Here is a 12,788-nt window from a genome sequence, read left to right on the forward strand (position 1 = left end):
GTGAGAAATTAGAACTCATCCTCTTCAAAGCGTCCTGCGTTCTCTAGCCATAAACCATTGATGACGCCAAAGGCGCAGGCGAGTAATACGCCAAGTACCCAACACATGTACCACATACTTGCCTCCTTAATAGAGCGATGAACTGTTGCTGCGGATGTAGTTGTTATCCAAACGTCCGAACATTTTGTAATAACACCATGCGGTGTAGCCCAAAATCACAGGAACAACGATGATGGCAACGATAGAAATGATGCCGAGCGTTTTCTCACTCGATGTCGCATCCCATAACGTTAGGCTGTGTGATGGGTTGATGCTTGATGGCATGATCATCGGGAACAAGGTGACGCCTGCGGTTAAGATGATGCAAGCGATCGCAATACTCGACATAGTGAACGCCACCCCAGCACGGCGAGAGACCGTTGCCCAAAAGCACACGAGTAAGCTCGTAACCGCAGTGAATGGAATCAGCCAAAGTTGTGGCATTTCGCTGAAGTTATGCAATAAGTCACCAGCGATGCTCACCACTTGTTTGTTGAGTGGATTAGAAACACCGTCTTTTAGCATTGAGCCGATGATGATGTAACCCGATTGCGATGCCGCGAACAAACCGCCAAACATAAACAGCAACATGGTTGCACCCGCGCCCCACAGCGTGATGTTTTGTGCTCGTGTGCGCAGCTCATGTTTAGTTTTCATTTGAAGGAAAGCAGCACCTTGTGTCACCACCATGGTCAAACTCACCAAGCCACACAGAATTGGGAATGGAGTAAGCAAGTCAAAGAACCCGCCTTGATAATCCAACATCAATAGGTTGTTTAACTCGAACGGTACGCCGACCAACAAGTTACCGAAGCCAACCCCAAAGATAATCGGAGGAATCACACCGCTGATGAACAAGGCGATATCACATGCGTTGCGCCATTGCGGATTATCGATTTTAGCTCGGTAATCCATACCGATAGGACGCAACCAAAGGGATGCGAGCACCAATAGCATGGCTATGTAGAAGCCGGAGAATGCTGCGGCGTATACCAAGGGCCATATCGCGAAGATGGCACCGCCAGCGGTAATTAGCCAAACTTGGTTGCCGTCCCAGTGCGGCGCGATAGCGTTAAGCATTACGCGGCGTTCTAGGTTCTTTTTCCCCATAACAGGGAGCAGCGCGGCTACCCCCATATCGAATCCGTCAGTGATGGTGAAACCAATCAACAGCACACCAACGATCGCCCAAGTAAGTAGGCGTAGGTTTTCGTAATCAAACATAGTGCCTCCTTAGTGCTGGTCAATCAGTTTGAATGTGTCGGATTGTTTGTCTTTTTCGTTGTTCTCTTCATGGTGATAGCGACCTGTTTTAAGCACGCTTGGCCCGCGTTTGGCAAACTTCACCATCAAGAACATTTCTACAATCAAGAACGCTGTGTAGAGCACATAAACAAAGCCGAGCGAAATCCAAATGTCACTTGGCGCGAGGTTAGATACTGCCATATTGACCGGAAGCACCTCACCAATTGCCCATGGCTGACGTCCGTATTCAGCAACGAACCAACCCGCTTCACAAGCTATGAAAGGCAATGGAATCGCCCATAGTGCCGCTCTCAATAACCAAGGGCTCGAACCCAATTTTCTGCGGCAGACTTGGACGAAAGACAAACCGATAATCGCGAACATCAATACCCCACAAGCCACCATGATTCGGAAGCTCCAGAACAGTGGTGCTACTTGAGGAATCGTGTCTTGCGCCGCTTGCTTGATTTGACTTTCAGTCGCGTCGGTGACGTTCTCGGTGTATTTCTTCAAGAGCAGACCGTAGCCGAGATCTTTCTTCACCTCATCGAATTGAGCGATGTTTTCAGGGCTGTCGTTACCTGCGCGAAGTTCCTCTAGAATGCCGTAAGCTTGGATACCATCGCGGATACGATCTTCGTTCTGTGCCATCAGATCGCGTAAGCCCATCACTGGCTCATCCAGCGAGCGAGTTGCGATGATCCCCATTAGATATGGAATCTTAACGGCGTAGTCGGTTTCCATAGTTTCTTGGTTTGGTAAGCCAAATAGCGTGAACGAGGCGGGCGCTTCTTCCGTGTGCCACTCGGACTCAATGGCTGCCAGTTTTACCTGTTGCACGTCACCAAGCTCGTAACCCGATTCATCACCCAGCATCAATGTCGACACAATCGCCGCCATGCCAAATGCAGACGCCACCGCAAACGAACGGCGAGCGAACGAGATATCTCGACCTTTGAGTAAGTAGTAAGCACTGATGCCCATCACAAACAAAGCACCGGTGGTGTAACCGGCAGCCACGGTATGAACAAACTTCACTTGCGTGACGGGGTTAAACACCACATCAGCAAAGTTGATCATCTCCATTCTCATGGTTTGGTAATTGAATTCTGCGCCGACTGGGTTTTGCATCCAGCCATTTGCCATCAAAATCCACAACCCAGAGAAGTTAGAACCCAGCGCTGTCAGCCAAGTAACCGACAAGTGTTGGCGTTTTGATAATCGATCCCAACCGAAGAAGAACATACCGACTAAGGTGGATTCGAGGAAGAAGGCAATCAAGGCTTCGATGGCAAGCGGCGCCCCGAAAATATCGCCCACATAGTGAGAGTAATACGCCCAGTTGGTACCAAATTGAAACTCCATGGTAAGACCGGTCGCCACGCCCACGGCGAAGTTAATCCCGAATAACTTACCCCAGAACTTGGTCATATCCTTGTAGATGGTTTTTCCCGTCATGACGTACAAAGACTCCATAACGGCCAGCAAGAAAGACAAACCTATGGTCAGTGGGACGAATATAAAGTGATAGAGTGCGGTACTAGCGAACTGAAACCGCGACAGATCAACGACATCTGCAAACATAAGGACTCCTTCCCGCTACCAGAGTAGCGGGTTAGATAAGGTTATTATTAGTCTGTTTAATTAAGCGTTAAAGCTTGGGGCGCTTGAGTTACGCTTTTGCTGGTGTGCGAGAGAAAGGTTTTCTCAACCAGTAATCCAAGCTTACGTAGCGACCACCGCCGTAGAAGAACAGCACCAGCAACATCACAAAGTAGGTCGCTGCGAACTCCATACCGTTGTTGAGCATTACTGGGTCGCCCAATTCGGTGATGTAGTTGTATCGACCTGGGAAGTTGGTCGCTAACCATTCAATAAAGCCGTTCAAACGCACCGTTGCTTCCATGCCGCCAGTGGCGATGGCATCCCAACCGTGTTTCCAGTGCACCATTGCGCTCGCAACACTCATCAAGAAAATCATCGGAATCGACATCACTCGGGTAAACAAACCCAAAGCGATACAAATACAGCCAAGCACTTCCGTACCTGCGGCAAGAAACGCTAACAACTCGGGAAATGGTAAGTTCAAACCACCATCTGCGGTGGACGCGCCAAACCACGCGACGGTGCCAGAGAAACCCAGCACCTTAGAGCGAGCGCCAACAAAAATGACCGGAATGAGGTAGAGACGAATCGCAAGCAACGCTAAGTAATCGTATCTTTTGCATTTCTCGACGAGACCGTCGAACCAATTGAGGGCTGACTTAATCATAATTTTTCTCCTGAAGGGCGGACGCTGACGAGTCCTAGTTCACTGAAGTGTTGAGCCCACTCCATGAAACTGAATCTGGCGAGTTGCTGAGCAATCATTTGTTGTAGTTGCGCCAGAGTCAGGTTTGGTTGCTGTTGTAATAGCTGAGTCAATGCGACATCCACTTCTCTGAGCTTTTGCGATATCACATGATGCTGTGAGTTCCGAAACACGCCATAAAACACAGGGTGACGCCTGTCAGTTAAGAAGGTCACGGAGTCTTGATGCAGCAAGAAAGGCACTTCGACCAGCTTTAATGTTGGGTTAAGTTGCAGCACTTGATTCTCTTCGAATATCGGATTCGAGGGTGAATTGAATGCCGCGACTAAGGTGTCGATTTCTACATTGAACGCCACCCATTCATATTCCAATAACGCCTTCTGATCGGCAGAGATGAAGCTGGAATCTTGATGCGATTTCTGCTGCAAAAACTGAACAAACTCGGTGGCAATATGATGAAACTCAGGCTCGGATGCGCCATGCATCACCACAAAGTCATCGACCATGCGTTCAAGTTGTTCATCAGCGAACTGCGAAGAAAATAGAGGGAACGTATTCGCAACGACACCCAAGATGTTGTCGCGGATAAATTCGCTATATCGACACAGCGCATGCTGATTCATAGGCGTGCGAATCAGAGCTGTTAGGGACTCGGTTTGCGCACTCATTTTGCTCGGAGGGTTAAGCATTGAGCACCTCCTTACACAACACTTCGAGTGTTTGGCTGAAATCCAAGATCTCACCATGAATGCTGCGAAGCTCTTCAGCCAGAACAAGCAGCGACGGCACATTGTGGTCGCGCTCAAGCAGCAAAGGTTTACTGCCATGCACCGAGTAGGTATAACGAGCCAGATCAATCACTTCATCAGGTACTGGTTTACCATGGGTATCGAGCAAGAAGTCATCACGCTCTTTCAAGTGACCCGCAATGTGGTAATAACGAATCGCATCGCTTGGCAAAGTGCTGAGCATGTCGTAAGGGCAGAAATGATGATTTCGGCTGTTGACGAACACATTGTTGATGTCGATCAGCAGCTCACATCCACTGCGCTCACTCACTTCAGCGATAAACTCGCCCTCTGGCATTTCATGTCCGTAATCGTGGTAGTAAGAGATATTCTCTAACGCTAATGGGCGCTGAATAATGTCTTGCACGCGTTGAATGCGTTCGACCAAATACGGAATGTTCTCTTTATGTCGAGGGAACGGAAGCAGTTCATACAAATAGCCCTGATTGTCTCTAGAGAAACTCAGATGTTCGCTATAGATGTCGATATTAAATTCATCGAGAAAGCGTGCGACGTCTCGTACAAAAGACTCGTTTAACGGTTGGCAATCACCAATCGATAAGCTCAAGCCATGAGCGACAAGCGGATAATATTTCGCAATGTCTTGCAGCTGTTCACGTTTCAAGCCGCCAATATTCATCCAGTTTTCCGGTGCTAATTCGAGGAAGTCGATATCTGGGTGCTCGGGCAACTGACACAGCAAATCAACGTGTTCGCTGCGCAGCCCAATCCCTTTTGATGTATCGGTTATTGTCCGCATACGCCACCTGTTACTTTGCTTTTGGTGAGTTTGATGGTTTCTTCTGACGGGTTAATACCTTCGCCAGTCACGCCACATTTGCCGTCACGAGCGCGTACCAAGCGACCTTGTGGATCGTTCTTTAGTTCTTGTTTCTCAAAGCGTTTCTCTGTACCACATTTACCAGCCGCACACTTACCGCCATGTTGAGAGCTGGATTGAGCCTCTACGGGAGCTTCTGTGGGGGCATCGGCAAACGCCATGCCTGAGTTCAAAGTAATGACAGACGTCATCGCGATAGATAGAGCAAGTTTATTGTTCATGAGACATCTCCTTCGCTGCGCTCATTGGGTAGCTAGATAAGTCGTGACCAGCGATAACTTGACCGTGGTAGTACTCTTTAACGATCTTGATGGAAGCGGGTTTGAGTTTTAGACCTAAGCCCATCCAGTGGTTAAGCACCAAGAGTTTTGGATTTACTTCTGCGGCGATCTTGCCGACAACCGATGGCTTAGCGTGCATAAATGACGAGACTTCGTCGGCTTCTTCGTGAATTGCCAATGGCATCAATAAAATGTCGGCACCTTTAGCGAAGTCGATGAAGTCAGGGTTACTGCCGTTTTGGTCGGCGGAAATCACCATTACGCCTTCGGCACTTTCGATTCGGAAAGCGAGACAAGGTACGTCACCGTGTGGGATGCCGAGAGCGTAAATGGTCAACCCATCTTGCTCGTACACCTTGGTGCCTTGGGACGTTTTGTATGGCACATCAGTAATGGTGACTGGGAACAAGCCATCGCTGCCATCAAACAAACCGTTCAGATATGCGTACGCGCCTTCATCACCGTCGAAAAGCGCTTTCATGTAACCGGTTAAGCTAGGAAATGCAGAGCCTGCTTCAGGGCCTGCGATATCAAGGGGATCTTGACGATCAAAGAAGTAGCCACCTTTTAATAAGGCAGGAACGTCGGCGACGTGGTCGGTGTGAAAGTGGCTTAAACCAAGGAAGTCTAAGTCTTCCAGTTTGCCGCCCGCCTGACCAAAACGCAGATAGACACCGCCACCGGCATCGATCATCACGCGTGATTTTCCTTTCCACCAAATCAGTTCACCAGACGATGCACGAAGGTCATCAGAGATTGGTCCGCCGGATCCGAGTAGCTGCAAAGTAAAATCTTTTTCGAGTGGTTCGACAGTTAATGCGTAACAGTTGGCTGCGCCTAAGGATAACCCTAGAGCCAGCACTAACGCTTTTAAAGGCTGTTTCATATCAAATACCTATGAGTTTGATTTTTCTTATTTATTTCCTTTGGGTGAGCATCCAAAGAAGTGTTGAAGAGGCAGGAAAAACGATTTGTTTTTGATGTCCGTCAAAGCACGGGAATAAGATATCCAATATGAATGGTTAATTATATCTAGTAATTTTAAAGTTTCGTTCAGGTAAATTGAACGTTATTGGTTTGAGCTGAACAAGCATCAGAATGTAAAAAGGCACCGCGAAGGGTGCCTTTTTTTTTGTGTTTTGTAATAACAATCAGCGCATGCATTGTCGCTTTACCATGAAACCGATAAGCTGTTTGGCATCTTGCCAAAATAGCAGTATTAGGAAGCGCATCATGGATCTCGATATCTACCAAGTGGACTCTTTCACCACCGAACCTTTTAAAGGAAACCCTGCTGGAGTTTGCCTCTCACAAGAACCGTTACCAGAGGCATTGATGTTCTCTATCGCTGAAGAAATGGCGGTATCAGAAACCGCTTTTCTCTGTTTGAAAGACATGCGACTGCGTTGGTTCACACCTAAAGTAGAAGTGGCGCTATGTGGTCATGGCACATTAGCGACAGCGCAAATCTTAAAAGAGCAAGGGTTAGCGAAGGTTGGCGATACCATTGCCTTTCAAACCCTCTCTGGTGAGCTTCATGCAAAAGTGAACGAGTCGACGATTGAGCTCGACTTTCCTTCGACTCAGCTTGAAATGGATGTTGAACAAGACGCTGTGTTGTTAGCGGCGCTTGGATTGAAAGCGGAGCAAGTGCTTTCTTACGCTCAGTTTGACAGCAAAGGCTTTATTGAAGTCGACAATGAACAAACCGTGTTGGAACTCGCGCCTAACTTTGACGCATTAAAGAACATTCAAGGGCGTGGTGTGGTGGTAACTGCTCAATCGAATTCTCCGGATCTCGACTTCATCTCGCGTTACTTCGCCCCCTGGGTGGGCGTGAATGAAGATCCTGTCACAGGCTCAGCCCATTGCGCACTGACTCAGTTTTGGTCGCAAAAACTCGGTCAAAACCAGTTCCGCGCTTATCAAGCCTCAGCCCGCGGTGGCCATTTACAAACCGAATTGCTTGAAAACGGACGCATTAAACTGATTGGCTCTGCAAAGACGGTAATCAGCGGAAAACTAAAGGTATAACGCGATGAAACAATCCATTATCCATATTGCTTTGGTCGTAAAAGATTACGATGAAGCGATAGACTTTTATGTGAATAAGCTGAAGTTTGAGCTGGTGGAAGATACGTACCAACCAGAACAAGATAAGCGCTGGGTTGTGGTTTCTCCACCGGGTTCTAATGGTGTGACATTATTGCTAGCCAAAGCGTCTAAGCCAGAGCAGCATGACTTCATCGGTAATCAAACTGGTGGACGGGTATTCCTATTCTTGAACACCGATGACTTCTGGCGCGACTACAACCGAATGGTAGAGCAGGGCATTCAGTTTGTTCGTCCGCCAACGGAGCAGGACTACGGCACAGTCGCTGTATTTGAAGATCTCTATGGCAACCTGTGGGACTTGTTAGAGATGAGCCCAAGCCACCCAATGGCGTCGCGTCCATAGATTCATATAAATTGATATTAACAGCGTCTCTCGGGGCGCTTTTTTGTTTCATGTGTCCACCTTTCGCATTTCTTTCTTTTCTTCCCATTTGGCCTCACTTTGCCTATCAGCTTAGTTCTCAAAATGAGAATGACATTAAAGTAAATATAAATTCATGTTTTATAACGAAGTTATTTCGGCATCATATTTGCGTTAACCCTCTAAAACCAACGATTCAGTTGATGAGGGGGAATAACATGAAAGCAGGGAAACTGATTGCGCTGGCCAGTTGCTGCGTATCGATGTCCGGATACGCACTCACTACCAGTGATTTATCGTTCGAATCAGGCAGCGACAACTCAAATTACACCATTAAAGGCAAGCCTTTAGATACTGTATCCATTGCGGACTCTTTACCTCACGATACGCTCTCAAATGTCTATTCGATGCTTCCAGAAGGCACTTACGTTAACAGTGCGTTTATTGCACCGGAGCGTTATTCAAACATCGATATCGATGACGAACTTGATGGTGCTGAATACGCAACTGCGTCCGTAACATTCCTGAACGAAGGAGCTGGATATCGAAATACTCTCGGATATTTTGTTTATGACACAGACAACCCCCCAGCGACCAAAGATGATATTGCCGCTCACATGGTGATTTTCCCTAATACCTCCAAAGCTCCTGACGGTGATATGCAAGAAGGGGACACGATCAATCTGGATATACAACTCACCGCGGGCCAAACGTTAGCGTTCTTCTTGATTCCAAATGGTTGGTATGTGAGTACATATAACACCATTCCTTACCTTGGCCCTTGGAATACCCCTTTTTACAGTTTATCCAGTCTAAACCCAGAAGCGACTGCTGATTACCGTAGGCACAATGTAGCGTTCCTGGACACTGAGAATGAATTCCTAGTCTTGGGGTTTGAGGACATTCAACGTCCTAGTGGAGACAATGATTTTAATGACCTAATTTTTACTGTTGAAGTGACACCTTTCACGGCAGTTGATGGTGTGAACACCGATGGCACCACTGACTCGAAATACGAAGTTCTTGTTCAAGAAAATGACCCTGACGTGACTGTTACCTCGGTTTATCCAAGTTCCGACACTTACGCAACGATGGCGTTCGAAGATCGCTGGCCGTTAATGGGTGACTACGACTTTAACGATGTGGTGTGGCGCTATCGTGTGACCGAACTTTTGAATGGCCAACGTGAATTAAAGACCATTACCGTCGATTACACCCTACAAGCAATGGGGGCGGGTTATTCCAATGGTTTTGCCGTGAAGCTGCCTAATGTGGATTCATCCAACGTGGCATCGGTAACGGTGTCCAAAAATGGGCAAGCAGTGGAGCATACGGTGCTTCAATCTGGCAGCGAAACCGTGTTGGTGGTATCGGAGGATTTAAGAGCTGAACTGGATGCGCTTGGTGTTCTGACTTCAGGTTGTACTTATTACCGTACTCAGAGCAATTGCTTGAATCAGCAAGCGACCGACATCCTTAGCTACCAGATGATCGTCGAACTGACCACGCCAGTCGCACGAGATCAAATCGGTTACCCGCCATATGACTCATTCATCTTTGCGGCAGAAGGTACCTACCACGGGGACTTTGTTGCGACTTTCCCTGGCATTACATGGCAAACCCACTTTAAGACATTCTCAGGCACTGGGGACATGAATAACGCATTGTTCAACCTGCATGATGATGACACTGGCGGCTCGGAATATTTCCTAACCAGCAACAACATGCCTTGGGCAATCAACATTCGTGATGAATGGGATCACCCAACCGAGAAAACAGACATCAGCCATGCCTACACAGGATTCCCAGCATGGGTAACCAGCAGTGGCGAAACGGACACCAGTTGGTACAACGCACCAGCGAGTGGCAAAGTTATCTCAGCAACGGAATAGCAAGGAGCATCCCATGAATATCTTTACAAGGCTGCTAACAATTATTTTTGTTTCATTGCTTGCCGTTGCCTGTGGAGGTGGTGACGGAGGCGGTGGAGGTTCTTCAACTCCTCCTCCTGAGGCGTCGGATGATCCTATTAAAGGAACCCAAGACATTGTGGCACAACGTGACTTTTCCTTTGATGTTGGCGAGACCATTACCTTGTCTATAAACTACCAAGGGGCTTCTGATGGTGCATTGCATCTTTACACCAGAGAGGCGTTTATGGCTGAAAACGGTGATGTGATTGCAGACCCAATGTCACGCATCACCACCATTTATCCAACCCAAACCAATCAGGTTGAGTTAGAGGTGAATGGCAATTGGACCAAGTTGTACGCACAATGGGTACCAATGAATGCCGGTGAATCTGAGAAGAACTGGGTGATTTCGTTGAACCAATCCAACAACAATTACCATCTCGATTTTTAATCCAAGATGTCGTTAATAAGCAAAGCTTGGTTAAAGCCACGCTTTATTTTTGATAAAAATCCTTCGCAACATTAGCGTGATCTATATCACCTATTGAACGAATCAGATAGAATGGCGGCCACTTTCAATATGCCCTTGTCTCACCGTATCTCGAAAGTGAATTAACAACTTGTTATTTAAAAGAAATTTCCTTCGAGGACGCCGCTATCATTAGTACAAACAATATCACCATGCAATTTGGTGCCGAGCCACTGTTCGAAAATATCTCTGCTAAATTTGGCAACGGCAACCGTTATGGTCTGATTGGCGCAAACGGCTGTGGTAAATCGACATTTATGAAAATCCTGAGTGGAGCACTAGCGCCAAGCTCAGGCAATGTGTCTATTACTCCGGGGCTGAAGCTGGGCGTATTGAGCCAAGATCAGTTTGCGTTCGAGCAATACAGCGTAATTGACGCTGTGATCATGGGCGACCGCAAGCTTTGGGAAGTGAAGCAGGAACGTGACCGCATCTACTCATTGCCTGAAATGAGTGAAGAAGATGGTATGAAAGTCGCTGAGCTTGAAAGTGAGTTCGCAGAAATGGACGGCTACACAGCAGAAAGCCGTGCTGGCGATATTTTGCTTCAAGCGGGTATTGAAGAAGAACTGCATTTTGGTTTGATGCAACAAGTTGCTCCGGGCTGGAAACTGCGTGTGCTTTTGGCGCAAGCCCTGTTTGCTAACCCAGATATTTTGCTGCTCGACGAACCAACCAACAACTTGGACATCCACACCATCAACTGGTTGGCAGAAGAGTTGAACCAACGTAAATGTACGATGATCATCATCTCGCACGACCGTCACTTCTTAAACTCTGTGTGTACTCACATGGCAGATATCGATTACGGCGAACTGCGCATTTACCCTGGCAACTATGAATACTTCCTTGAGGCATCTGGTCTTCGTCGTGAGCAGTTACTGGCTTCTAACGCGAAGAAAACCGCTGAAATCAATGAACTTCAAGAATTCGTAAACCGTTTTGGTGCGAATGCATCGAAAGCAAAACAAGCCAGTTCTCGCGCGAAGAAGATGGAAAAAATCCAACTCGATGAAGTGAAAGCAAGTAGCCGTGTTAGCCCATCGATTGATTTCGGTGAGGGTAAAAAACTGCATCGCTTAGCGTTGGAACTGCAAGACCTTGGTCACTCGTTTGGTGATGAGTTGTTGTTTGAAAAAGGCAATTTGTTACTTGAAGCGGGCACTCGCCTTGCGATCATTGGTGAAAACGGTGTGGGTAAAACGACCTTGCTGCGTTGTCTAGTGAACGAACTCGAGCAAACTCAAGGCGTAGTAAAATGGTCTGAAAACGCTTCGATTGGTTACTGCCCACAGGACAGCAGTGCAGATTTTGATAATGATCTGACTATCTTTGAGTGGATCTCGCAGTGGCGTACCGTGAAGCACAATGACCTAATGGTGCGTGGCATTCTAGGTCGTTTGTTATTTACTGCTGACGACGCCAATAAAAAAGCGAAAAACTGCTCGGGTGGTGAGAAGAACCGCCTGCTGTTTGGTAAGCTAATGATGCAAGACATCAACGTGCTGATCATGGATGAGCCAACCAACCACATGGATATGGAAGCCATCGAAGCACTGAACAGCGCATTAAAAGACTTCACTGGTACTTTGATCTTCGTTAGTCATGACCGTGAGTTCGTATCGTCTTTGGCGACGTCGATCATTGATGTGAAAGACAAACAGCTAGTGAGTTTCCAAGGTACGTTTGAAGAGTACATGGCACATCAGCAAAAAGTGTTGAGTGCCGCGTAACCAACGTAGCTAAGCCATATAATTTTGAACAAGCCAAGAAGATATACCTGTTAAACAGAGACTTTGATGGCTTGTTCACTATGATGAATTAATCTAAACCTAATAGAGGTTAAGTGGTGAGTACCATGTTCGCCACCCATAATTAAGGAGCCGTTCATGAGCCATGAATTTATGACCGACGAAGAACGTATTGAACTGCAGAAGAACAACCCACTGCACGGTCTAAAATTGGAAGACATGTTGCAACAGCTTGTTGACCATTACGGTTGGGAAATCCTCGACACAGCAATGCGTATGAACTGTTTTAACACTAAGCCAAGCATTGCGAGCAGTGTTAAATACCTGAAGAAAACAGAATGGGCTCGCGAGCGTGTAGAAAACTTCTACCTATACCGTTACAAGCGCATGCCAAAGGCGTCTGAATACGAGTACAACCTGCCACCACGTGCACGTACGTTCCGTCATGGATTGGAGCCGCGTGAGCCAATGGAACTGACGGTTGAATCGATCCTGGCTTCACAAGCGAAGGCAGCATCTGCCCACAAAGAGCGTTCAGCAAAGCAACGCTCAGATCGTGCTCGTTTTAACAACCGCCGCCGCTAACGTTTCAGTTCTCTTGTGCTTGTAAGCTT

15 protein-coding genes are annotated in these 12,788 nt (G+C 47.3%); 6 read left to right on the forward strand and 9 right to left on the reverse strand.

Features of this window, described 5'->3' with window-relative positions:
- Positions 1 to 8 precede the first annotated feature (8 nt).
- The 9 genes from cydX to KIO97_RS04655 all read right to left on the reverse strand — a co-directional run bounded on the left by cydX (position 9) and on the right by KIO97_RS04655 (position 6,759).
- On the reverse strand, positions 9 to 116 hold the full coding sequence (cydX, locus tag KIO97_RS04615) for a cytochrome bd-I oxidase subunit CydX (protein ID WP_005453120.1): 108 nt from the start codon (positions 114 to 116) through the stop codon (positions 9 to 11).
- Positions 117 to 126: 10 nt separating this feature from the next.
- Entirely contained in the window at positions 127 to 1,263 is a 1,137-nt protein-coding gene (gene cydB / locus KIO97_RS04620) for a cytochrome d ubiquinol oxidase subunit II (protein WP_285381219.1), read from the reverse strand.
- Positions 1,264 to 1,272: 9 nt separating this feature from the next.
- Positions 1,273 to 2,868 (reverse strand): cytochrome ubiquinol oxidase subunit I, encoded by a 1,596-nt coding sequence (locus tag KIO97_RS04625; protein WP_285381220.1) that lies wholly within the window; start codon positions 2,866 to 2,868, stop codon positions 1,273 to 1,275.
- 88 nt (positions 2,869 to 2,956) lie between these two features.
- Positions 2,957 to 3,556 carry a DoxX family protein gene (locus tag KIO97_RS04630; RefSeq protein WP_005429408.1) on the reverse strand — a complete coding sequence of 200 codons (600 nt, stop codon included), beginning with the start codon at positions 3,554 to 3,556 and terminating at the stop codon, positions 2,957 to 2,959.
- The gene (locus KIO97_RS04635; RefSeq protein ID WP_285381221.1) at positions 3,553 to 4,284 is read right to left on the reverse strand and encodes a putative DNA-binding domain-containing protein; all 732 of its coding nucleotides are present in this window, start codon (positions 4,282 to 4,284) and stop codon (positions 3,553 to 3,555) included. Before KIO97_RS04635 ends, KIO97_RS04630 begins: the two co-directional genes overlap by 4 nt.
- Positions 4,277 to 5,143, reverse strand: coding sequence for a DUF692 domain-containing protein (locus KIO97_RS04640; protein WP_285381222.1), 867 nt, complete (start codon positions 5,141 to 5,143; stop codon positions 4,277 to 4,279). Before KIO97_RS04640 ends, KIO97_RS04635 begins: the two co-directional genes overlap by 8 nt.
- Positions 5,131 to 5,445 (reverse strand): hypothetical protein, encoded by a 315-nt coding sequence (locus KIO97_RS04645; RefSeq protein ID WP_005453102.1) that lies wholly within the window; start codon positions 5,443 to 5,445, stop codon positions 5,131 to 5,133. The genes KIO97_RS04640 and KIO97_RS04645 overlap by 13 nt, the downstream gene beginning before the upstream one ends.
- Positions 5,435 to 6,391, reverse strand: coding sequence for an MBL fold metallo-hydrolase (locus tag KIO97_RS04650; RefSeq protein WP_005429413.1), 957 nt, complete (start codon positions 6,389 to 6,391; stop codon positions 5,435 to 5,437). The genes KIO97_RS04645 and KIO97_RS04650 overlap by 11 nt, the downstream gene beginning before the upstream one ends.
- Before the next feature lie 167 nt (positions 6,392 to 6,558).
- Positions 6,559 to 6,759 (reverse strand): hypothetical protein, encoded by a 201-nt coding sequence (locus KIO97_RS04655; RefSeq protein WP_285381223.1) that lies wholly within the window; start codon positions 6,757 to 6,759, stop codon positions 6,559 to 6,561.
- Between KIO97_RS04655 and KIO97_RS04660 the strand changes: the two genes are divergently transcribed.
- The 6 genes from KIO97_RS04660 (at position 6,739) to KIO97_RS04685 (ending at position 12,759) form a co-directional block, all read left to right on the forward strand.
- Complete coding sequence (locus KIO97_RS04660) at positions 6,739 to 7,539, forward strand: PhzF family phenazine biosynthesis protein (protein WP_285381224.1); 801 nt, start codon at positions 6,739 to 6,741, stop codon at positions 7,537 to 7,539. The genes KIO97_RS04655 and KIO97_RS04660 overlap by 21 nt on opposite strands.
- A 4-nt stretch (positions 7,540 to 7,543) precedes the next feature.
- Entirely contained in the window at positions 7,544 to 7,963 is a 420-nt protein-coding gene (locus tag KIO97_RS04665; RefSeq protein ID WP_285381225.1) for a VOC family protein, read from the forward strand.
- Between the two features lie 236 nt (positions 7,964 to 8,199).
- The gene (locus tag KIO97_RS04670) at positions 8,200 to 9,873 is read left to right on the forward strand and encodes an LruC domain-containing protein (protein WP_285381226.1); all 1,674 of its coding nucleotides are present in this window, start codon (positions 8,200 to 8,202) and stop codon (positions 9,871 to 9,873) included.
- Positions 9,874 to 9,886: 13 nt separating this feature from the next.
- A complete protein-coding gene (locus tag KIO97_RS04675; protein ID WP_285381227.1) occupies positions 9,887 to 10,345 on the forward strand; it encodes a hypothetical protein in 459 nt (152 codons plus the stop codon).
- 206 nt (positions 10,346 to 10,551) lie between these two features.
- Complete coding sequence (locus KIO97_RS04680; RefSeq protein WP_080991982.1) at positions 10,552 to 12,156, forward strand: ABC-F family ATPase; 1,605 nt, start codon at positions 10,552 to 10,554, stop codon at positions 12,154 to 12,156.
- A 171-nt stretch (positions 12,157 to 12,327) separates the two neighbouring features.
- Positions 12,328 to 12,759 carry a VF530 family DNA-binding protein gene (locus KIO97_RS04685; protein ID WP_005436283.1) on the forward strand — a complete coding sequence of 144 codons (432 nt, stop codon included), beginning with the start codon at positions 12,328 to 12,330 and terminating at the stop codon, positions 12,757 to 12,759.
- Positions 12,760 to 12,788: the final 29 nt, after the last annotated feature.

Origin of the sequence: Vibrio sp. B181a (assembly GCF_030248375.1) — a bacterium.
GTDB classification, from domain to species: Bacteria; Pseudomonadota; Gammaproteobacteria; order Enterobacterales; family Vibrionaceae; genus Vibrio; species Vibrio campbellii.

Bases quoted from the DNA above. Each gene is read 5' to 3' on its own strand.
- KIO97_RS04660 (WP_285381224.1), top strand. From the start codon at position 6,739: ATGGATCTCGATATCTACCAAGTGGACTCTTTCACCACCGAACCTTTT.
- cydB (WP_285381219.1), bottom strand. From the start codon at position 1,263: ATGTTTGATTACGAAAACCTACGCCTACTTACTTGGGCGATCGTTGGT.
- KIO97_RS04635 (WP_285381221.1), bottom strand. From the start codon at position 4,284: ATGCTTAACCCTCCGAGCAAAATGAGTGCGCAAACCGAGTCCCTAACA.
- KIO97_RS04665 (WP_285381225.1), top strand. From the start codon at position 7,544: ATGAAACAATCCATTATCCATATTGCTTTGGTCGTAAAAGATTACGAT.
- KIO97_RS04675 (WP_285381227.1), top strand. From the start codon at position 9,887: ATGAATATCTTTACAAGGCTGCTAACAATTATTTTTGTTTCATTGCTT.
- KIO97_RS04640 (WP_285381222.1), bottom strand. From the start codon at position 5,143: ATGCGGACAATAACCGATACATCAAAAGGGATTGGGCTGCGCAGCGAA.
- KIO97_RS04685 (WP_005436283.1), top strand. From the start codon at position 12,328: ATGACCGACGAAGAACGTATTGAACTGCAGAAGAACAACCCACTGCAC.
- KIO97_RS04650 (WP_005429413.1), bottom strand. From the start codon at position 6,391: ATGAAACAGCCTTTAAAAGCGTTAGTGCTGGCTCTAGGGTTATCCTTA.
- KIO97_RS04630 (WP_005429408.1), bottom strand. From the start codon at position 3,556: ATGATTAAGTCAGCCCTCAATTGGTTCGACGGTCTCGTCGAGAAATGC.
- KIO97_RS04625 (WP_285381220.1), bottom strand. From the start codon at position 2,868: ATGTTTGCAGATGTCGTTGATCTGTCGCGGTTTCAGTTCGCTAGTACC.
- cydX (WP_005453120.1), bottom strand. From the start codon at position 116: ATGTGGTACATGTGTTGGGTACTTGGCGTATTACTCGCCTGCGCCTTT.
- KIO97_RS04645 (WP_005453102.1), bottom strand. From the start codon at position 5,445: ATGAACAATAAACTTGCTCTATCTATCGCGATGACGTCTGTCATTACT.
- KIO97_RS04670 (WP_285381226.1), top strand. From the start codon at position 8,200: ATGAAAGCAGGGAAACTGATTGCGCTGGCCAGTTGCTGCGTATCGATG.